This is a genomic window from Parafrankia sp. BMG5.11 (genome assembly GCF_004337455.1).
Genome location: NZ_SJXI01000023.1, coordinates 1 through 21,573 on the forward strand (window position 1 = coordinate 1; position 21,573 = coordinate 21,573).

Sequence of the window (21,573 nt, forward strand, 5' to 3'; positions counted from 1 at the left end):
TCGCCCGCCCAAGCCTTCTAGGTCGACTCGCGGCGGATGAGGGTGGCGCTCACCGGGGGCCGCCAGTCCGGCAGGGGCCGGCCTTCTGTCTGGTGGATGGCGTATTCGGCGAACCCGCGGCCGAGGGTGGCGGTGTCGAACCGGACAGTGGAAAGCGCGGGAACGAACATTGTCGCTATGGGGCTGTCGTCGTGACCGATGACGGCGAGGTCGTCGGGTATCCGTATCCCGATGCGGATCGCGGCGCTGACGACGGCGGCGGCGACGTCGTCGTTGAAGGCGACGACGCCGGTCACTCCGGCGCCGTGCCAGGCACGGACCGCGTCGTCGGCGGATCCGTCGCGGTAGTCGATGTACCTGATGTCGACGGGTGGCAGGTCGAGGGAGTGGGCTCGTTCCCGGGCCGCGTCGTGGCGGGCCTGGACGAGGGAGGACGGGAGGGGGTCGGCAAAGGCGGCGTAGGCGAGCTGGCGGCGGCCGTGTTCGTACAGGTGCTCGACCTGGAGACGGGGTCCCGCGCTGACGGCCAGGGAGAGGTCGAGGGGTTCCTGTCGGGCGGGGTCCGGGAAGATCCGGCGGATCCCGCAGCCGCGCATCGAGGCGATCTCGTCCGGGCTGAAGGAGGTGAACCCGAAGACACTGTCCGGGGTCAGGAGCTCCCAGAGGGGACGGGTCTCGCCGTGGGGCCGGCGGGTGTAGGTGACGAGCGAGTAGCCGGCCTCGTCCAGGACGCGGGACGCCTCGTCGAGGTAGATCCGGAAGCTGTACTCGACGGGCCAGTCCGGCAGGACGAACAGGACGATCCTGCTGCGGCCGCTGGCGAGGGCCTGGGCGGCGCTGTTCGGCCGGTAGCCGAGGCGCAGTGCCGCTTCGAGCACCCGCTCCCGGGTGCCCTCCGAGATCGTCTGCCCCCGGGTCCGGTTGAGGACGAAGCCCACCGTCGCCCGCGAAACCCCTGCGACCGCGGCAACATCCGTGGCGGTGACCCTTCGCTTCGCCGTCGCCTCTGACACGGCCACCGCCCCCCTCACTCAAGCCCACTTGCGCGCGCTAACAGCACGATGTTAGCTTGTCTACCCACGACGCTAGTACGTGCTAGTGGCCTGGGGCACCCGCCTTCGCGACCTCGGGTCACCTTTCGCGCGCAGGTGCCATCCGCCCGAATCCACGACGAACAAAGACTGCGTTGCCAGGGAGAGCTCGGTTGATCCGTTCATCCTTCAATGACGGCTGGTCCTTCCGCCGGAAGACCGACGCGTTCCTGGAGATCCTCGGCCGGGCCGACGCCCCCTGGCAGGACGTCCGGCTGCCCCACGACGCGATGGTCGGGCTCGAGCGCGACGGAGCCGACACCGAGGCGGGTCAGCGCGGCTACTACCCGAGCGGGGCATACCAGTACAGAAAGACGTTCTTCGTGCCGGAGGAGTACCGGAACCGACGGGTCACCCTCGAGTTCGAGGGTGTTTACCGAAATGCCCGGGTCTTCATCAACGGTGATTTCGCGGCGCAGTGCGCCTACGGCTACTCCAACTTCTACGTCCGCACCGATCACCTGCTGAAGTACGGCAGCGACAACGAGATCGTCGTGGAGGCGCACAGCGGCAACGACACCCGCTGGTACTCGGGTGGCGGGGTCTACCGCAACACGAAACTGATCGTCGGCGATCTGGTGCACCTCGCACTGGACGGGGTGAGGATCACGACTCCGGCCGTGGACGACGACCTCGCGGTGGTCGCGGTGGCGACCGAGATACAGAACGAATCCCCGGTCACCCGGGCCCTCGAGGTGCTCACCGAGATCGTGGACGCCGACGGCACGGTCGTCGCCGGGGACACCGCTCCGGTCACCACGTTCATCGGCGACACACTCACCCTGCGCCAGCGGCTGCCCGTGCCACGACCGGAACTGTGGGGGGTGGACCGGCCCTACCTCTACCTCTGCCGGACCAGCGTCATGGCGGACGGCGAGCTCCTGGACCAGGAGACCACGCGCTTCGGCATCCGTACGCTCGCCGTTGATCCGCTGCGGGGCCTGCGCATCAACGGCGAGACGGTGAACCTGCGCGGCGCCTGCATCCACCACGACAACGGGGTGATCGGCGCCGCGACCATCGACCGCGCCGAACAGCGCCGGGTCGAGATCCTCAAGCAGGCCGGCTTCAACGCCATCCGCAGCTCCCACAACCCGATGAGCAAGGCGCTGCTCGACGCCTGCGACCAGCTCGGCGTTCTCGTGATCGACGAGCTGTTCGACGCGTGGACCCGCTCGAAGGTGAGCCAGGACTACGCCCTCGACTTCGCCACCTGGTGGGAGTCCGACGTGCGGGCGATGGTCGACAAGGACTTCAACCATCCCAGCGTCATCCTCTACTCGATCGGGAACGAGATCCCCGAGACGGGCACCGCCGCCGGCGCGGCGATCAGCCGCCGGCTCGCCGAGACGATCCGCTCGATCGACAGCACCAGGTTCGTCACGAACGGCGTCAACGGACTCCTCGCCGGCGGCCCCGACCTGCTCGCCTCCTTCGCCGGCGAATCCCGGAAGAAGGACAGCGAGAGCCTCGACGTCAACGGCTTCATGGCGCGGTTCCGTGAGTTCATGCCGATCCTCATGAGCTCCGAGGTCGTCGGTTCGAAGACCGCCGAGTCGATGGCCTGCCTCGATGTCGCCGGCTACAACTACCTGGAATCACGGTACGGGCAGGACGGGGCGCAGTTCCCCAACCGGGTGATCGTCGGAACCGAGACCTACCCCGCCGACATCGACACGAACTGGCGGCTCGTCCAGGACCACAGCCACGTCATCGGTGACTTCACCTGGACCGGCTGGGACTACCTCGGCGAGCCGGGGACCGGCCGGATCGAGTACGAGGGCGACAGCGAGACCACGAATTCCGCGCTGAACCACCAGGGCGGCTACCCGTGGCTGACGGCGTGGTGCGGTGACATCGACATCACCGGCCACCGCCGTCCCGCCTCCTACTACCGCGAGATCGTGTTCGGCCTGCGCGGCGAGCCCTACATCGCCGTCCACCGCCCCGACCGCTTCGGGCGGGCGGTCAGGGTCGCGATGTGGTGGTCGTGGAGCGACTCGGTCTCCAGCTGGAGCTGGAACGGCCACGAGGACAGGCCGGTGCGGCTCGAGGTGTACTCCGCGGCGGACGAGATCGAGCTCCTGATCAACGGCAGGCGGGTCGGCACGGCCCCGGCGGGTGAGAAGAACCGGTTCAGGGCGGAGTTCGAGACCGTCTACGAGCCCGGCGAGATCGTGGCCGTCGCCTACACCGGCGGCGTCGAGACCGGCCGCACCTCGCTGCGGTCCGCGACGGGCGAGGTCCGCCTCGAGGCGGCGGCCGACCGCACCCGCATCACCGCCGACGACACCGACCTCGCCCACGTCGCCCTCACGCTCGTCGACGGGGCCGGCAACCTCTACAACACCGCCGACCGCAGGGTGGCCGTCGAGGTGACGGGACCCGCCGTGCTCCAGGGCTTCGGCAGCGCGGACCCCAGGCCGACCGAGAACTTCTTCGACACGGTCCGCACGACCTTCGACGGCCGGGCGCTCGCCGTCATCCGCCCGACGGCACCCGGCTCGATCACCGTCACCGCCACGACGGAGGGCTGCGAGCCGTCCACCGTGCGCATCGAAGCCGAACCCTCGGGCCCCTCCGGCGCATGACCCGCTGATCGCATCAGTGCTGATCACATCAGTAAGGAATCGACGATGACGTACGACGCCCCACTGACGCCTGAGGCCCGGGCGGACGCGCTTCTGCGGACCATGACGGTGGAGGAGAAGGCGCAGCAGGTCACCGGGCTGATGCCGATCGGGCTTCTCGGCGTGGACGGCCTGGTCCAGGCGCAGGCCGAGCGTCTTCTGGGCACCGGGATCGGCCACATCGCGCCGCTCGGGATGCTCAGCCACCGCACGCCCGCGAACCTGGCGAAGGCTGTCAACGAGATCCAGCGTTTCCTCGTCACCCGGACCCGCCTGGGCATTCCCGCCCTCTTCCACGTGGAGGCGCTCAACGGTGTGGTCTCCCCCGGGCTGACCACGTTCCCGACCGCGATCGGGCTCGCCGCCACCTGGAACCCCGCCGGGGTGGCGGAGATGGCGGACGTCCTGCGCCGGCAGGCACGGGCCATCGGTCACCCGCTGGTCCTGTCCCCGGTGATGGATGTCGCCCGGGACGCCCGCTGGGGCCGGGTGCACGAGACCTACGGCGAGGACCCGTACCTGGTGTCCGCGATGAGCGTCGCGTTCGTCCGCGGCATCCAGGGCGACGACCCGCGCGAGGGTGTGATCGCGACCGGCAAGCACTTCCTCGGCTACGCCCTCACCGAGGCCGGGCAGAACATGGCCCGCACCGCCATCGGGGCCCGGGAGCTGTACGAGGTGTACGCCCGCCCGTTCGAGGCCGCCATCAGGCTGGCCGGCCTCGCGGCGGTCATGAACTCCTACAGCACCGTCGACGGCGTCCCGGTCGGTGCCAACCGCGAGATCCTCACCGGCCTGCTGCGGGACCGCCTCGGGTTCGCCGGCACCGTCGTCTCCGACTACGAGACCATCCGCCACCTGTACAAGCGGCTCGGTGTCGCGCGTGACGCCGAGGAGGCCGGCCGGCTCGCCCTCGCCGCCGGGCTCGACGTCGAGCTTCCCGTCCCCGACGGCTACGGCCCCACACTCGCGCGGGCGGTCCACGCCGGCACGGTTCCCGTCGAGCAGCTGGATCAGGCCGTGTGGCGGGTCCTGCGGGACAAGTTCGCACTCGGCCTGTTCGACCGGCCCTACGCCGACGAGGACCCCGTCGTCGTCAACGAGGTCGCCCGCCAGGGTGTCGACCTCTCGTACCGGCTCGCCCAGCAGTCGGTGACCCTGCTGGCGAACGACGGCACCCTGCCGCTGTCCCGGGACCTGCGCCGGATCGCGGTCGTCGGCCCGCACGCCGACGGGATCTCCTTCGCGTTCCCGCCCTACACCTACCCCGCCGCGCTCGAGATGCTCCGGGCCCGGTTCACCGGCGAGCGGGCCCACATACCCGGCACCGAGAACATCGCCGGCGACATCCCCCCCGAGGCGACCGCGCTCATGCGCCAGGAGCTTTCCGGCCCTATCGGGACGCCGATCGACGACTACATCCGCGACGCCTACGGCGCGCTGTCCCTCGCCGACGCCGTCCGCCGGGCCGTCCCCGGCGCGCAGGTGACCGTGGCCGCCGGCTGCGGGGTCCTCGACGAGGAACCGGCCGACATCCCGGCCGCGGTCGCCGCCGCCGCGGACGCCGACGTGGTGATCCTCGCCCTCGGCGGGCGGGCCGGCTGGTTCACCCCCCGGATCACCGAGGGCGAGGGCTGCGACACCGCCAACATCGACCTCCCCGCGAACCAGGTCGCGCTCGTCCAGGCCGTCGCCGGCACCGGAACCCCCTGCGTGGGGATCGTGTACACCGGCCGGCCGATGGCCCTGACCCCGATCGTCGGCCTGCTCCCGGCGCTGCTCTACGGCTACTACGGCGGCCAGCACGCCGCCACCGCCATGGCCGACGTGCTCTTCGGCGACGTCAACCCGGCCGGCAAGCTCCCGATCTCCATCCCGCGGCACTCCGGGCAGGTGCCCGTCTACTCCGGCCAGCCCACCGGCACCGGCTACCGGCGCACCGACCAGGACATGCACCTGGGCTATCTCGACCTGCCGTCCGGCCCGCTGTTCCCGTTCGGCCACGGGCTGAGCTACACGACCTTCGACTACACCGACCTCGCGGTCAGCTCGCCCGAGGTCGACAGCGAGGGCGCGGTCACCGTTCGGCTGACCGTCCGCAACACCGGCACGAGGGCCGGCGACGAGATCGTGCAGCTCTACTTCTCCGACCAGGCCACCGGGGTCACCCGACCGGCCCGGGAGCTCGTCGGCTTCACCCGGATCAGCCTGGACGCCGGCGCGGCGGCGACCGTGGCGTTCACCGTGCCCATGAGCCAGCTCGGCTACGTCGCCCTCGACGGCGGATTCGTTCTCGAACCCGGCCCCGTCCAGATTCTCGCGGGCAGCTCCTCCGACGACATCCACCTGCGCGGCAGCTTCGACGTCGTCGGAAAAGTCGCCGAGCTGGACGGCCGCCGTTCCTTCCTCTCGGACGTCACCGTCAGCGACACACGCCCTTGAACCACCGGCCGCACCTATCAGGAAACCCGACCGCCGCCTTTCCGGGCCGGGTTCTCGCCGGGTGCCAGTCGCTGACCGAGGTCAGCGGATTCTTACGGAGATCTCCATGCTCACCTGCATTACCTGTGCACAGTTAACTGACCGGCGTTTGTCGTGAGCACGCCCACCGATCCGGTGACGGCGGCACCAGAAGCGACGTCGGCGGGGGTCGCGGCAGGGCTGGCGGCTGGGCTGATCGAGGCGGAGGCGCAACGGCGGGCGCAGCAGGCTGATTCACAGCGTGAGGTGTTGTTCGCGGACGAGCTGCTGCCGGGTGTGGGCGGTGAGCGGCTGTCGTTGCGGCAGGGGCTGACCGCCGGTGGTTCGGTGACGTTCCTGACGTTGATGACGCTGTCGGCGCTGGACGAGCTGGAGTCGGCGGCGCTGACGACGCTGGCGCCGGACATCCGGGACGCGTTCGGGTTGAGCGACGGCGCGATCGTGTTCATCTCCGCGGCCGCCGGGGCGTTCCTCGTGCTCGGTGCGCTGCCGATGGGCTGGCTGGCGGACAAATGCCGGCGCTCCCGGGTCATCGGCTGGGCGGGTGTCGTGTTCTCGGTGATGGTGCTGGCGAGCGGACTGGCGGCGAACGCGTTCCTGTTCTTCCTGGCCCGGTTCGGCGTCGGGGTGGCGAAGTCGAGCAACAACTCGGTACACGGATCGTTGCTCGCCGACACCTATCCGATCGGGGTCCGGGGACGGATCTCCGCGGCGAACTTCGGTGCGGCGCGTACCGCGGGCGCGCTCAGTCCCCTGGTGGTCGCGGGCATCGCCACGCTGGCGGGCGGGGCTGACGGCTGGCGTTGGCCGTTCCTCATCCTCGGCCTGCCGGCCCTGGCGGTGGCGGTCTTCGCCTTCCGCCTGCCGGAACCGCCGCGCGGCCAGCACGAGATGAAATCGGTGCTGGGCGAGGTGGTCGAGGACGCCGAGCCGATGCCGATCTCGGTGGAGGCGGCGTTCGCCCGGCTGCTGCGCATCCGGACCGTCAAGACCGCGATCGTCGCGTTCTCCGCGCTGGGTTTCAGCCTGTTCACCACGAGCGTGCTGGCGAACCTGTGGGCCGAGGACCACTACGGGATGTCGACGTTCCAGCGGGGCCTGATGGGTTCACTCGGCGGCGCCGCTCTGCTCGTCGCCCTGCCGATCGTCGGGCCGCGGTACGACCGGCTCTACCACCGGGATCCGGCCCGGGCCGTGGCTCTGCTGGGGCTGTGCATTCTGCCGGGTGCGGTGCTGCTGCCGGTCCAGTGGTTCATGCCGAACTGGGTCGGTTTCATGCTGGCCAGCATCCCGGGCGCGGTGTTCTCCTCGGTCGCGTTCTCGATGGTGGGCCCGGTGATGCAGTCGGTCACGCCGTACCGGCTGCGCGGGCTGGGCCTGGCGCTGGCGGCGGTCTACATGTTCTTCATCGGCGCGACCGGCGGCGCCATCCTCTCCGGGCTGATCAGCAACGCCTACGACCCACGGGTCGCCGTGCTGGTGATCGGCATCCCCGCCACCGCGGTCGGCGGCCTCATGATGATCCGCAGCGCGTCGTTCGTGAAGAACGACCTTTCGCTGGTGGTGGCGGACCTGCGCGAGGAGCTCGCCGAACGCGACCGGCAGCGCGAGAACCCGGACGACGTCCCGGCACTGCAGGTCAACAACATCGACTTCTCCTACGGGCCGGTGCAGGTCCTGTTCGACGTCGCCTTCGACGTGAAGAAGGGCGAGACCCTGGCGCTGCTGGGCACCAACGGCGCGGGCAAGTCCACCATTCTGAAAGTCATCTGCGGCCTGGGAACCCCGTCGCGCGGGGTGGTCCGCCTCGGCGGGCGGACCATCACCTACGTCTCGCCGGAACAGCGCGGGAAGTACGGGGTGCACCTGCTGCCCGGCGGCAAGGGCGTCTTCCCCGGGATGACGGTGCGCGAGAACCTGGAGATGGCCGCGTTCCGGATGCGCCGCGACGCCGCCGGCCGGGAGCGGCGTTTCGCCTACGTGCTCGGCCTGTTCCCCGACCTCGAGAGCCGGCAGGGCCAGCGGGCGGGGTCGCTGTCGGGTGGGCAGCAGCAGATGCTGGCGCTGGCGATGGTGCTGCTGCACGACCCCGAGGTCCTCCTCATCGACGAGCTCTCCCTCGGGCTGGCCCCGGTGGTGGTGCAGGACCTGCTGGCGATCCTCGAACGCCTCAAACAGGACGGCCTGACGATCATCGTCGTCGAACAGTCGCTGAACATCGCCCTCGCCATCGCCGACCGGGCCGTGTTCCTGGAGAAGGGCCAGGTCCGTTTCACCGGCCCGGCCCGCGAACTCGCCGAACGCGACGATCTCGCCCGCGCGGTGTTCCTCGGCCGGGAAGGCGGCTGACCCGCCATGGAACTGCCCACCACCCAACTGCTCTTCGACGGCGCGGTCACCGGGCTGGTCATCGGCCTGCTCGCGGTCGGCATCGTCCTGGTCCACCGCTCCACCCGCGTCATCAACTTCGCGGTGGCGAACATGGGCCTGGTCGGCTCGGCCCTCTTCGCGCTGCTCACGGTGCGTTACAACGTGCCGTACTGGATCTCGCTGGCCATCGCGCTGCTCGTAGGTGTGCTGTTCGGCGCCCTGGTCGACCTCACGGTGATCCGCCGGCTGTTCGCCGCGCCACGGGTGATCCTGCTGGTCGCGACCATCGGCGTCGCCCAGCTCGCGCTGACCGTCGTCACCTCGCTGCCCGACCTCGACGACTACCCGCGCGAGTCCTACCCGGTGCCCTGGTCGGGGAGCTGGTCGCCGGTCAGTGACCTCACGATCAGCGGGGCACAGCTCAGCGTCCTGGTCACGGTGCCCCTCGTCGCGCTCGGGCTCAGCCTGTTCCTCGGCCGGACCGTGCTCGGCCGGACGGTCAAGGCCGCCGCGGACAACCCCGAGCTCGCCCGCCTGCAGGGCATCAGCCCCAAGACCGTGTCGACGGCGGTCTGGGCGGTGGCGGGGCTGATCGGGACGCTGTGCCTGATCCTGGTCTCCGCGCAGAACCAGTCCCTGACCCAGATCACCACCCTCGGCCCCACCACCCTGCTCCGGGCCCTGGCCGCCGCGGTGATCGCCCGGATGACGTCGTTCCGCGTCGCCCTGCTCGCCGGGATCGCCCTGGGCCTGGCCCAGTCGTTCATCCAGTTCAACTGGCTCGACCAGCCCGGCCTCACCGATATGACGATCTTCGTCGTGGTGCTGGCTGCGGTGTTCTTCGTCAGCCGCGGCCGTGACACCGAGTCGTCGTCGTTCTCCTTCGCCCCGAAGATCAAGCCCGTGCCCGACCGGCTACGCGGGCTCTGGTGGGTCCGCCAGCTCGAACGCGCCCCGCTGGTCCTGCTCGGCCTGGTCGCCGTCGTCCTGCCCCTGCTCGTCGCCCAGCCCTCCCGGCACCTGCTCTACACCGTGATCCTCGGCTACGCGATCTGCGCCGCCTCGATCACGATCCTGACCGGCTGGGCCGGGCAGCTCTCCCTCGGCCAGATGGCCTTCGCGGGGCTGGGCGCGCTGCTCGCCGCCGCGCTCAACCGCGGTCTGCGCCTGCAGGTCGGCGGCTCCGTCGTGGAGCTGAACGCCCTGCCCTTCCCGGCGGCCGTCGCCATCGCCACGGTGTTCACCGCGGCTCTGGCCGCCGTGGTCGGAGCGGGCGCGCTGCGGGTGCGCGGACTGCTCCTGGCCGTCAGCACCTTCGCGTTCGGGATCGCGGCCGAGCAGTACCTCTACCGCCGCGACGTGTTCCACGACGAGGGCGGCAACACCGCCTCGTTCCCGCGAAGCACCGTCTTCGGGATCGACGTCACCACCCAACGGGCCTACTACTACCTCGTCCTGATCGTCCTGGTCCTGGTCCTGCTCGTGGTGGCCCGGCTGCGCAGGTCCGGGATCGGGCGGACCACCATCGGCGTCCGCGACAACCCCGCCACCGCGGCCGCGTACACCGTCGCCCCCACCCGGGTGAAACTGCGCGCGTTCGCGCTCGCCGGCGGGATCGCCGGGCTCGGCGGCAGCCTGCTCGCCGGCGCCGTCCAGAACGTCCCCTACGCCGACAGGTACTTCCTCAGCCCCGACTCGCTGCTCCTGGTCTCCATCGTGGTGATCGGCGGTCTCGGCTCGGTCACCGGCCCGCTGCTCGGCTCGCTGTGGGTCATCGGCCTGCCGTCCTTCTTCCCCGACAACGACATCGTCCCGCTGCTGACGTCCAGCCTGGGCCTGCTGGTCCTGCTGCTCTACTTCCCCGGCGGCCTGGTCCAGATCGGCTACAGCGCCCGCGACGCCCTCCTCGCCTGGGCGGACGGCAGGCTCGGCACCACCCCACCGGTGAAGAGCGTCTCGACCGTGCCCCCGGCTCTCACCCGCACCACCCGCCAGCCACTCCCGGAGAACACCCCCGTCCTCGAGACCAGCGACATCCGGGTGCGCTTCGGGGGCCGGGCCGCCGTCGACGGCGTCTCCCTCACCGTCCTGCCCGGCGAGATCGTCGGGCTCATCGGCACCAACGGCGCCGGCAAGTCGACCCTCATGAACGCCATCGGCGGTTTCGTCCCCGCCGCCGGCACCGTCACCCTGCTCGGCCAGAACGTCTCCACCGCCAGCCCGGCGGCCCGGGCCCGCGGCGGTGTCGGCCGCACCTTCCAGGCCGCCGCGCTGTTCCCCGAGCTCACCGTCCGCGAGACGGTCCAGATCGCGCTGGAGGCCCGCGGCCGCACCGGGCTGCTCTCCACCGCCCTGCACCTCCCGCACACCTTCCGCGCCGAACGCGCGAAACGCTCTGCCGCCGACGACCTCATCGGCTTCCTCGGCCTCGGCCGCTACGCCGACGCCTTCATCGCCGACCTGTCCACCGGCACGCGCCGCATCGTCGAGCTCGCCGGCCTGCTGGCCCTCGACGCCCAGGTCCTGTGCCTCGACGAACCCACCGCCGGCGTCGCCCAACGCGAAACCGAGGCGTTCGGCCCGCTCATCCAGGAGATCCGCCGCGAGCTCGGCGCCGCCATGCTCGTCATCGAACACGACATGCCACTGATCATGAGCATCAGCAACCGCGTCTACTGCCTCGAAACCGGCCAGATCATCGCCAGCGGAGCACCGGACGCCGTCCGCAACGACCCCAGGGTCATCGCCAGCTATCTCGGCACCGACGAACGCGCCATCGAACGCAGTGGAAAAGCCCCGGCGGCACCGGACCCCGAGGACCACCACACGCCGACCGACGCGGTCGTGCCCTCGTAACTCCGCCGATCCACCGGCGGCATCTCCCGTACCCATACCTCCAGAAATGCGGAGCACCTCTGACATGACCTCGCACCACCGCTGGCGCCGTCCGCTCATGCTGATCGCCGCGGGAGCCGCACTCGTCTTAGCCGGTTGCAGTGTCGAGTCGGACGACCCCCCGGCCAGCAGCCCCACCTCGAACGCGTTCCCGGCCCCGCCGGCGCCGGCGATCTCGCCGGGTGTCACGGCCGACAGCATCAAGATCGGCTTCGTCTACCCCGACCTCGAGGTCGTCAAGCAGTACGTCGACATCGACCACGGCGACTACCAGGCCACCTTCCAAGCCCTGGTAGACAAGGTCAATGCCGCGGGCGGCATCCAGGGCAGGAAGATCATCCCGGTGTACGGCGCGGTCGACGTCATCTCCCCCGCCGGCGCCCAGGAGACCTGCGTCAAGCTGACCCAGGACGAGAAGGTCTTCGCCGTGCTCGGAAGCCTCAACGCCGAGGACGCGCTGTGCTATGTCCAGACCCACAAGACGGCGCTCGTCGGCGGTGACCTCACCGCGGAGCGCTACGCCAAGGCGCAGGCTCCGTGGGTCTCCGACCTGCGCGGCGGGGACGAGCTGGCCGACGGCATCGAGCTGTTCACCGCCGACAACGCCCTGGCGGGCAAGAAGGTCGCGGTCGTCGCCTACCGGGACGACCAGGCCTCGGTGGACAAGGTCGTCCTGCCGGCCCTGCGGCGTCTCCAGGTCCCGGTGACCGAGACCGGCATCCTCGACGCCGACATCAGTGACGCGGCCGCGGTCTCCCAGCAGTTCGGCGTCTTCATCCAGAAGTTCCGGGCCGCGGGGGTCGACACCGTGCTCCTGGTCGGCGGCTCCCAGACCCAGTTCCCCGCCGAGCTCGGGAAGACCGACTACCGCCCCAGGCTGCTGTTCGCCAGTACCAGTCAGGCCCAGGCCTACCTGTTGAGCCCGGGCGACCACGACCCGGCCGTCGTGACCGGTGCCGCGGCCCTCGGGCTGGTCAACGACTACTCCGAGCCGGCCAACGCCGCGTGCGTCGCCACCATCGAGGCCGCGATGCCGGCGCTCACCGGCAAGCTGGTCGACCCGGCGACCGTGCCCTCAGGTGAGCCCGGACCCGGAACGTCCGAGGGCGTCGCCTGCCGTTACCTGGCCCTGTTCCAGGCGATCACCGAGAAGGCCGGTGAGGACCTCACCTACCAGTCGTTCCAGCAGGCCGCCTTCTCGCTCGGTTCCTTCCAGGTCCCCAGCTACCGGGACAAGGCCACTTACAGCCGCGAGACCCCGCACGGCGCGATCCCGCCCCGTCTCTACACGTTCGACCCCGCGCGGAAGAACTTCTTCCCCGCCGCCGGCTGACAGCCGTCCCCGTCCCACGAAAGCATCCGGCTCAGGAGATCCAACGATCATGAGCACATTCCCCGAGGACTTCCTCTGGGGTGCTTCGACCGCGGCGCACCAGGTGGAGGGCGGCAACGTCAACTCCGGCATGTGGCGCAGCGAATGGGCGAAGAACTCGACGTTCGCCGAGCCGTCAGGCGACGCCTGCGACCACTACCACCGGTACCCGGAGGACATCGCGACCCTGGCCGGTCTCGGCCTGAACGCCTACCGGTTCGGGGTCGAGTGGGCGAGAATCGAGCCGGAGGAGGGCTATTTCTCCCGGGCCGCTCTCGACCACTACCGCCGGATGGTCGGCACGTGCCTCGAGCACGGAGTCACCCCGGTCGTGACCTACAGCCACTTCTCGACACCGCGGTGGTTCGCCGACGCGGGAGGGTGGAGCAATCCGGCGGCGGCGGACCGGTTCGCCCGGTACGCGGGCCGGGTGACCGAGCACATTGGTGACCTGGTGCCCTGGGTGTGCACGTTCAACGAGCCGAACGTCATCTCCCTGATGGTGCATCTCGGTGTCATCCCGGCCGCGTCCCGCGACGAGACCCTCGGCCTGTCGACCGGCAACGAGGGCCAGGATCCCGGCGAGGCGCGGTCAGGCGAGGCACTGTCGGGCGCGGCGTGGGCCGCCCCCAGCGTCGAGGTGATGGCGAACGCGCACCGCAAGGCCGTGGAGGCCATCACCACGCAGACCGGCTGGGAGATCTACCCCCAGGCCCTGGGCCACACCGTCCGCCTCGCCGCCGAGCACGCCGGCGTGCCGGTGCTGGTCACCGAGAACGGCATGGCCACCGACGACGACGACGCCCGGATCGCCTACACCACCGCCGCGCTCGAGGGACTCGCCGGCGCCATCGCCGACGGCGTCGACGTCCGCGGGTACCTGCACTGGTCCCTGCTCGACAACTTCGAGTGGACGTCCGGCTACCAGATGACCTTCGGGCTCATCGCCGTCGACCGCACCACCTTCACCCGCACCGTCAAACCCTCCGCCCGCTGGCTCGGCAAGGTCGCCCGCGCCGGCGGACTCACCTGAATCGAGGACGTCTCATGTCGTTGCGCTGGGCGATCGCGGGCACCGGCTCCATCGCGAACGGGTTCGCGCAGGCGCTCAGCCGCCTGCCCGACGCCGAGCTGGTCGCCGTCGGCTCGCGGCACCAGCGGACCGCCGACGAGTTCGGCGAGAAGTTCGGCGTGCCACGCCGGCGCAGCTACGGATCGTACGAGGAGCTTGCCGCCGACGACGGCGTCGACGTCGTCTACGTGGCCTCCCCGCACTCCCACCACCACCGCCACACGCTGCTGTTCCTGAACGCCGGGCGGGGTGTGCTGTGCGAGAAGCCGTTCGCCCTCGACGCGGACCAGGCCGCCGACATGGTGGCCACTGCCCGCGCGCGCGGGCAGTTCCTGATGGAGGCGATGTGGAGCCGCTTCCTGCCCGCCTACGTCCGGATCCGGGAGCTGGTCGCCGACGGCGCGATCGGCACCGTCCTCGCCGTCGACGGTGACTTCGGCTTCCGGCTCCCGATGGATCCGTCGCACCGGCTGTTCGATCCGGCCCAGGGCGGCGGCGCCCTGCTCGACCTGGGCGTCTACCCCCTGTCGCTGGCCAGCATGCTGCTCGGCGAACCGGACCGGGTCGCCGCGTTCGCCCAGCTCGGCGAGACCGGCGTCGACGAGCACACCGCCGTCATGACGGGCTACGACACGGGCGCGGTGGCCCTCGCCAAGGCATCCCTGCGGGCAGGCCTCGCCTGTACCGGCCGTATCACCGGCACCACGGGCAGCATCGAGCTGCCCGCGATGATGCACTGCCCGGACGAACTGGTCCTGCGCGGCCCGTTCGGCACCGAGCACCTGAGCCTGCCCGCCGCCCTCGACCCCGCCGCCCTTACCGGAACCGGCCCCGGCGGCCCGGGCCCCGGCGACAGGGCCGGAGGCGGCCTGCACCACCAGGCCCGTCACATCCACGACCGGCTGCGCGCCGGGCAGCTGGAAAGCGACCTCATGCCGCTCGCGGAATCCGTGTCGGTCATGCGCACCCTCGACGCCGCCCGGGCCCAGATCGGCCTGCGCTACCCGACCAGCGAAGAAGGAACCCCGAGGTGACCCGCAGCACGCTGAGCCCCGGCAAGGTCCCGGACCTGGTGTCCCGGCTGACGCTGGACCAGAAGATCGCCCAGCTGACGGGGTTCGCGGTAACCGATCTCATCGTCCGTGGCGAGGGGCCGCGCCCGGCCAGTCCGGACATCGACGTCAGCCGGGTGCCGTCACTGCGCCCGCACGGGGCCGGTCACCTGTCCCTGTCCTGGTTCCTCGGCCACGACGCGGCGAGCCTGCGGTCCGCGCTCGACCGGATCCAGTCGGCGGTGCGTGCGGTCGCCCCCTTCGGCATCGGGGCCCTCGCGCACAACGAGGCCGTCAACGGCTTCCTGCATGTCTCGGGCTCGCAGTTCCCGACCGCCTGGGCGCAGGCGGCGACCTGGGACCCGGCGCTGGTGACCCGCGCGGCGGCCGTGAGCGCCGCCCACATGCGGGAGACCGGCATCCACCTCGCCTTCTCCCCGGTCATGGACCTCGCGCGGGATCCCCGCTGGGGCCGCGTGCACGAGACGTACGGTGAGGACCCCGAGCTCGCCGCCCAGTTCTCGGTCGCCTTCGTCCGGGGTGTCCAGGGCCCCGAGGGCGACTCCGGCCTGCTCGCGACGGGAAAGCACTTCGCCGGGTACGGCGCCTCCGAGGGCGGCCTCAACCAGGCGGTCACCCAGCTGGGACGCCGCGCCCTGATCGACGAGTACGCCGAGCTGTTCCGCCGCGCCATCACCGAGGCCGGCCTGGTCGCCGTCATGAACTCCTACAACGAGCTCGACGGCGTGCCCTGCGCCGCTGACCGCTGGCTGCTCACCGACCTGCTCCGCGGCCAGCTCGGCTTCGACGGCATCGTGGTCAGCGACTACAGCGCCGTGGACATGCTGCGGACGATCTACCACACCGCGTCCTCGGAAGGGCAGGCCGCCGTCCAGGCGATCAGCGCCGGCCTGGACGCCGAGCTCCCCGGCGACGTGAACTTCTCCCACCTGGCCGACGAGGTCACCGGTGGCCGTCTCGACGAACACGTCCTCGACACGGCGGTCACCCGGGTCCTCACCGTCAAGGCCCGCGTCGGACTCATCCCGGGGATGGCGGCGCCACGCGCCGCGTCCGCCGCGGCGCCCCCGGACCGGGCCGAGGCGGCCGAGGTGCGCCGCGCCATCGCCGCCCGTGGCCTGGTCCTGCTCGCCAACGACGGCACCCTGCCCCTGGCACCTCGGGGTGGGCGCATCGTCGTCGTGGGCCCGGCCGCCGACGAGCTGCGCATCCATTTCGGCGCCTACACCTCCGTCTCCAACGCCGAGATGCCGCTGGGAATGACGGCGGTGATGACGGGGCAGGTGCCCGGCGTCGATCCGGCCACCTTCGTGTTCACCGACATCTTCCAGCCGCGGATGCCGGGGTTCGACGAGAGGTTCGAGGCGGAGGCCCGGCGGATCCACCCCGAGGCGCCCACCGTGCTCGACGCGCTGCGGGGCTTCGACCCGACCGTCGAGTTCGTTCCGCTCGGCCGGTTCGAGGCCGACCCTGAGCATGCACTGGACCAGGCGGCGGTGGCCGCGGCGGTCGCCGACGTCGTCATCGCCGTCGTCGGCGAGCGGACCGGATGGGTCGGGAACAACACCGCCGGGGAGGGCCAGTCCACCGCGTCCCCCGGCCTGCCCGGCGAGCAGGACAAGCTCGTCGCCCTGCTCGCCGCGACCGGCAGGCCCCTGGTGACCGTGGTGGTCTCCGGACGTCCCCTCCTCCTCGGCAGCGTGGCTCGGGCCTCGCGCGCAGTCCTTCTCGCACCACTGCTCGGCGAAGAAGCCGGCCCGGCGATCGCAGGGGCCGTGTTCGGTGCGATCAACCCGAGCGGAAAGCTCCCGAGCGCCTTCCCCCGGCATCTGGGCCAGATCCCGACCTACCACGGGCACCACTTCGGCAGCGGCTACGACCATCCCACCGGCACCCGGCACGGCTACAACGACCTCGACGACGACGCCCCGCTCTACGCCTTCGGGCACGGCCTTTCCTACAGCTCCTTCGACATCGCCCTCGACGAGTCAGCCGAACCGGCGGTCGAGGAGATCGACGGACTGCTGCGGGCGCGGCTCGTCGTGTCGAACACCAGCGCCGTCGACGGCGAGACCGTCGTACAGCTCTACGCACGGGACGAAGCCGCGACTGTCGTCCGCCCCGTCCGCCAGCTCCTCGGTTTCACCCGCCTGGCCCTGGCCGCGGGAGAGACGCGGCGCGTTCTCCTCGAAGCCCCGGTCGAGCGGCTGTTCTACACGATGGCCGACGGCACCCGCGGCCTCGAGCCCGGCGACGTCACCGTGCTGGCCGCGCTCAGCAGTGACGACATCCACTGCTCGCGGACCGTACCGCTGTCCGCCCGCCGCGCCTGACGGCGCACGCCGGATCCCCTTCCCGTATCCCGACCGCGGAGGAAAGGCCGGCGTCGCCCTGGCCTGGCGACCACCCGGGATCTCCGTCGTCCTCACCAAGTACCGCTGAAGGAAACCCGCATGCGTTCACGCACCTTGGCCAGATCGTCCGTGGCAGCGGCGGCGGCCGCGATCCTCCTCGCCGTCACCGCCTGTTCCGCGCCGGGAACCCGGCCCGACGCGGCCGCGGCCTGCGGCTCCCCCGGGGTGACACCCGACCGGATCACGCTCGGGTTCGTGTACTCCGACTCCGGAGGGGCCGGCAGTGCCTTCTCCTCCGCCCGCGCCGGTTTCGACGCGAGAATCAGCCTGGCCAACGCCGAGGGCGGCGTTCACGGCCGCCGGATCGTCTACCAGTGGCGCGACGACGAGAGCTCGGGCCCGGTCAACGCGAAGGTCACCGAGGGCCTGATCCGCACCGACTCCGTCTTCGGCCTGGTGATGAGCAGCGCCGTCACCGGCGACTCGCTGGACTACCTGACAGGCCAGGGGGTGCCGGTCACCGGGCTCGCCGCCGAACCGGCCTGGGCCGGGCACGCGAACATGTTCTCCTACATGTACTCGGCCTCACCCGAGATCATCGGCCGGTACATCCAGGCCGGTGGCGGCAGGAAGGTCGCCCTGGTGACCTCGGGGCAGTCGGCCTTCAGCTCCGACATCGTGGCCACCTACTCACAGCACCTGCAGGCCCTGGGGCTCACCGTCGTCGCGGTGCTTCCCTACTCCGCCACCATCGACAACCCCGACCGGACAGCCCGCCAGATCGCCGAGTCCGGTGCCGACAGCCTGCTCGGCATCACCGCGGCGAACGACTTCGCCGACGTCGTCCAGGCGACGCGCAGGAACGGCCTGCACCTCGCTGTCAGCGTCGCGCTCTCCGGCTACGACCGTAGCCTGCTGGCCACCTCCGGCCCGGCCCTCGCCGGCGTCTCGCTCCCGGTGTTCTTCCGCCCCTTCGAAGCCGGCGGGCCCGCGATCGAGCGCTACCGCGCCGCGATGACCCGCTACGCGCCGGAGACCGTGAACCCGGAACAGCAGTTCGCGATGTTCACCTACATCTCGGCCGACATGTTCCTGCGCGGACTCGACCTGGCTGGCCCCTGCCCCACCCGTGCGGGGTTCATCAAGGCGCTGCGCGCCGTCCCCGACTACGACGCCGGGGGCCTCGTCGCACCCGTCGACCTGCGCGACAACGCCGGCAAGCCGATCGCCTGCCATGCCTTCGTCCAGGTCGGCCCTTCGGGCACCACGTTCGACGTCATCCAGGAAGAGCTCTGCGCCGAGGGCTCCAACGGCTGACCCGGCCCGGGGTCACTTCGCCGCGGCCTGGTAGGCGGCGACGACGTCGTTCGCGGACTTGTGGAGATGACGGATGAGAATCTCCTGGTCGTTAAGGGGGAAATTCCGGACCGCGCGGGACTCGAGCATGGTCTGCGTCGCCTCGAGGGTGTTGCAGTCCTGCAGCGCGAACTCCTTGAAGGTGACCGCGGCCAGTTCGTGCCGCAGGCGCTCCGCCGCGTTCTTCGGCGGGACGAAGTACAGCGTTCCCTCGAAGATGTGCTGGTTGTACGCGGTCGGCCAGTAGTGGTAGGTGAGATACCAGCCCGGCGCCCAGATCAGGATCATGAAGTTCGGGAAGAACACGTACGAGTCGTTGCCCCACGCCCGGTGGCCCGACGGGTTGACGCCCTCGGGCAGCGGGTCGAGCCCCGTGATGTCGGGACGGTCCCACGGCCCGAAGTTCCCGCTGCGCAGAACCTGTTCGATCGGCTTCACCATGGAGAGGTCCTTGGGCGGTGACATGCCGCCCCACGCGGACTGCATCGAGTGCCGGCCGTCGAGGTCGTAGTGCAGCCCCTCGTAGCCGTAGCCGATGAGCTTGCGGGACTCGTCGCCGACGTACTGCTTCGCGTGCAGGACGGGCGCGTGGTAGAACTCCGCGAACGCGTCGATGTAGAGCTTCCAGTTGCTCTTGACGTGCGCCCGGTACCGGTAGACCTCGGTCATCTGGTCGAACGGGTAACCCTCCATGCCCTTCGCGAACCGCCCGAGGTACTCGCGCACCGGGGTGGTGTCCTCGTTGTCGAGGTTGACGAAGACGAAGCCCTCCCAGACCTCGCAGCGCACCGCCGCGAGACCGAGCTTCGACTTGTCGAGGTCGAAGAACTCCGTCTCCTGCTGGACGAAGGTGCACGCGCCGTCGAGCCCGTAGCGCCAGGCGTGGTACTTGCACTGGAACTGGCGCGCGGTGCCCTCGACCTCCTCGTGCGGGAAGTCGTTCCACACCAGCTTGTTGCCGCGGTGACGGCAGACGTTGTGGAAGGCGCGGATCTGGTCCTCGTTGTCGCGGACGACGATGATCGAGGCTCGGGCGGCGTGGATCTCCCTGGTGAAGTAGCTCCCCCGCTTCGGGACCTGCTCCACGCGGCCGACGCTGAGCCAGCTCCGCTCGAAGATCGCCCTGCGTTCCAGCTCGTAGTGCTCCGGTGAGATCGAGTCCTCGAACGAGACGAAATCGGTTCCGAGGTCGGGGAAGTGCTCTGTCCAGCTGCCTTCGACGGGCTTGGTGAAGTGCGCCATCAGAGTGCCTCCAAGGTACCGCGCCGACATGGGACGACGAGGCAGAACGCTACGATGCCGTATGGTTTCGGTCAACCGCCGGCAGGGACGCCTCTGGCCGGTGGCCTCCAGTCCGCCCAGGCGAGGGCCATCACCAGAGTGAACGGTCCGGCTGCTTACCGGCAGTTGTCTGCTCGGTCGTCCGCGCGGCGGCGCGGGCACCCGCCAGTAACCGAACGGATCTGTCTGGTTTCTGGGCGCGCCGGCTGATCTCATCGCCCGTCGGCTCCGGCCGGTCTCTCCCTACCGGGACCCGCGGGGACGGCCGTCCCCGCGCCGCTCCTCAGCCGCTACGCAGTTCCATGTCCCGGGCCGCCGGCCGGACGGTCCAACGCGCCGGGTCGGCGATCACCGCCGCCAGCTCGGCGAAGGCCGCGCCGGTGGCACCGGGGGCGGCGCCGGGCTCGGCCGCGACGATCGCCGGCGCGGCCCAGCGGGCCGACAGCACGCGGGCCCGCATGGCCGGGTCGAGGTCCGCGCGCAGCAGGCCGGCGATCTGACCGAGGTAGCCCCCGAGAACGACGGTGGGAACGTCGAACATGTTGATGACGCTGGCCAGCGCGATCCCGAGGGCCCACGCGGCCACGGCCACGGCCTGGCACGCCTGCTGATCGCCGGCCGCCACCCGCTCGCGCAGCAGCTCGGGCGACACGGTGTCGGCCAGTCCGGCGGCGGCGAGCAGCGTGTGCCGTCCGGCATAGCGCTCCAGGCAGCCGGTCGACCCGCACGGGCAGCTCGGGCCGTTGGGGTCGACGCACACATGCCCGACCTCACCCGCCCAGCCGTGGCGGCCGGTGATGACCGCACCGTCCCGGACCACGGCGCCGCCGATGCCGATCCCGCCCGAGAGGTAGACGAAGTCCGGCAGTGGGCCCGCGCGGCCCGGCGCGCTCTCGGCGACCGCCCACGCGGCCAGGTCGGCCTCGTTTCCGATCGTCAACGGCAGCTCGGCGAGCGTTCCGGCGCCCAGCACGTCGACCGGTCGCAGGTCCGACCAGCCGAGGGTCGGTGCCCGCAGCAGCCGCCCCTCCCCCACGGCGACGATGCCGGGCAGGGCGAGCCGGGCTCCGACGAGGCGGGATCCGGCGGGCAGCCGGGACAGGACGTCGCCGCTCGCGGCGTCGAGGCGACGCAGCACCACCTCCGGCGGGCTCGCGACGAGATCTCCACTCGCGACCCACTCGGCGAGGACCTGGCCGCGCAGGTTGATCACCCTGGCCGCCAGGAATCCGGCGTCGATCTGAAGCCCCAGCGCCGCGATCCGCGAGCCCGGGGCCAGCGGCGTCCCTGGCCGGCCGCGACGGGGCGCGGGCCGGTCCAGCTCGTCCGGGCCCAGCTCGTCCACGACACCGCCGGCGACGAGCTCGTCGACGAGGCGGGACGCGGTGGCCCGGGTCATCGAGGTCGCCCCGGCGACGTCCGCCCGCGAAAGGTACGCCGGCGCCGCGGCGGCGACGGTGCGGGCTACCAGGGCGAGGTTGCTCTCACGCAGGGTTGCCTGCCGGGCGCCGTTTGTCGGTCGAGGTCCGGACAGTTCCAGGGGCACCCGTTGACGCTACCGCTACCCAGGATTATGTTTTATCAAAATACTAAAGATG

The 21,573-nt window shown here is 70.9% G+C and carries 12 protein-coding genes; 9 read left to right on the plus strand and 3 right to left on the minus strand.

Annotated elements, in window-relative coordinates:
* Positions 1-17 precede the first annotated feature (17 nt).
* Positions 18-1,019: a LacI family DNA-binding transcriptional regulator gene (locus tag E0504_RS17210; RefSeq protein WP_200835308.1), complete on the minus strand. Its 1,002-nt coding sequence runs from the start codon at positions 1,017-1,019 to the stop codon at positions 18-20.
* Positions 1,020-1,204: 185 nt separating this feature from the next.
* Here E0504_RS17210 and E0504_RS17215 point away from each other — a divergent pair, with 185 nt between their 5' ends.
* The 9 genes from E0504_RS17215 to E0504_RS17255 all read left to right on the plus strand — a co-directional run bounded on the left by E0504_RS17215 (position 1,205) and on the right by E0504_RS17255 (position 18,655).
* Positions 1,205-3,682 (plus strand): glycoside hydrolase family 2 TIM barrel-domain containing protein, encoded by a 2,478-nt coding sequence (locus E0504_RS17215; protein WP_131625099.1) that lies wholly within the window; start codon positions 1,205-1,207, stop codon positions 3,680-3,682.
* Positions 3,683-3,727: 45 nt separating this feature from the next.
* Positions 3,728-6,163: a glycoside hydrolase family 3 N-terminal domain-containing protein gene (locus E0504_RS17220; RefSeq protein ID WP_131625100.1), complete on the plus strand. Its 2,436-nt coding sequence runs from the start codon at positions 3,728-3,730 to the stop codon at positions 6,161-6,163.
* Positions 6,164-6,316: 153 nt separating this feature from the next.
* Positions 6,317-8,551, plus strand: a complete 2,235-nt coding sequence (locus E0504_RS17225; RefSeq protein WP_112106720.1) for an ATP-binding protein — start codon at positions 6,317-6,319, stop codon at positions 8,549-8,551.
* A gap of 6 nt (positions 8,552-8,557) precedes the next feature.
* Positions 8,558-11,428, plus strand: a complete 2,871-nt coding sequence (locus E0504_RS17230; protein ID WP_131625101.1) for an ATP-binding cassette domain-containing protein — start codon at positions 8,558-8,560, stop codon at positions 11,426-11,428.
* A 64-nt stretch (positions 11,429-11,492) separates the two neighbouring features.
* On the plus strand, positions 11,493-12,800 hold the full coding sequence (locus E0504_RS17235; protein WP_131625102.1) for an ABC transporter substrate-binding protein: 1,308 nt from the start codon (positions 11,493-11,495) through the stop codon (positions 12,798-12,800).
* Positions 12,801-12,849: 49 nt separating this feature from the next.
* Positions 12,850-13,872: a glycoside hydrolase family 1 protein gene (locus tag E0504_RS17240; RefSeq protein ID WP_112106717.1), complete on the plus strand. Its 1,023-nt coding sequence runs from the start codon at positions 12,850-12,852 to the stop codon at positions 13,870-13,872.
* A 14-nt stretch (positions 13,873-13,886) separates the two neighbouring features.
* Positions 13,887-14,945, plus strand: coding sequence for a Gfo/Idh/MocA family protein (locus E0504_RS17245; RefSeq protein WP_112106716.1), 1,059 nt, complete (start codon positions 13,887-13,889; stop codon positions 14,943-14,945).
* Complete coding sequence (locus E0504_RS17250; protein ID WP_131625103.1) at positions 14,942-17,317, plus strand: glycoside hydrolase family 3 N-terminal domain-containing protein; 2,376 nt, start codon at positions 14,942-14,944, stop codon at positions 17,315-17,317. The genes E0504_RS17245 and E0504_RS17250 overlap by 4 nt, the downstream gene beginning before the upstream one ends.
* 120 nt (positions 17,318-17,437) lie before the next feature.
* Entirely contained in the window at positions 17,438-18,655 is a 1,218-nt protein-coding gene (locus E0504_RS17255; RefSeq protein WP_131625104.1) for an ABC transporter substrate-binding protein, read from the plus strand.
* 12 nt (positions 18,656-18,667) lie between these two features.
* Here E0504_RS17255 and E0504_RS17260 read toward each other — a convergent pair whose 3' ends face one another.
* On the minus strand, positions 18,668-19,936 hold the full coding sequence (locus tag E0504_RS17260; protein ID WP_112106713.1) for an aromatic ring-hydroxylating dioxygenase subunit alpha: 1,269 nt from the start codon (positions 19,934-19,936) through the stop codon (positions 18,668-18,670).
* A gap of 322 nt (positions 19,937-20,258) precedes the next feature.
* Positions 20,259-21,521: an ROK family protein gene (locus E0504_RS17265; protein ID WP_112106712.1), complete on the minus strand. Its 1,263-nt coding sequence runs from the start codon at positions 21,519-21,521 to the stop codon at positions 20,259-20,261.
* Positions 21,522-21,573: the final 52 nt, after the last annotated feature.

What these genes read in the sequence shown, in the direction of transcription:
- E0504_RS17240 (WP_112106717.1), top strand. Translation starts at nt 12,850, where the DNA reads ATGAGCACATTCCCCGAGGACTTCCTCTGGGGTGCTTCGACCGCGGCG.
- E0504_RS17260 (WP_112106713.1), bottom strand. Translation starts at nt 19,936, where the DNA reads ATGGCGCACTTCACCAAGCCCGTCGAAGGCAGCTGGACAGAGCACTTC.
- E0504_RS17245 (WP_112106716.1), top strand. Translation starts at nt 13,887, where the DNA reads ATGTCGTTGCGCTGGGCGATCGCGGGCACCGGCTCCATCGCGAACGGG.
- E0504_RS17220 (WP_131625100.1), top strand. Translation starts at nt 3,728, where the DNA reads ATGACGTACGACGCCCCACTGACGCCTGAGGCCCGGGCGGACGCGCTT.
- E0504_RS17235 (WP_131625102.1), top strand. Translation starts at nt 11,493, where the DNA reads ATGACCTCGCACCACCGCTGGCGCCGTCCGCTCATGCTGATCGCCGCG.
- E0504_RS17255 (WP_131625104.1), top strand. Translation starts at nt 17,438, where the DNA reads ATGCGTTCACGCACCTTGGCCAGATCGTCCGTGGCAGCGGCGGCGGCC.
- E0504_RS17230 (WP_131625101.1), top strand. Translation starts at nt 8,558, where the DNA reads ATGGAACTGCCCACCACCCAACTGCTCTTCGACGGCGCGGTCACCGGG.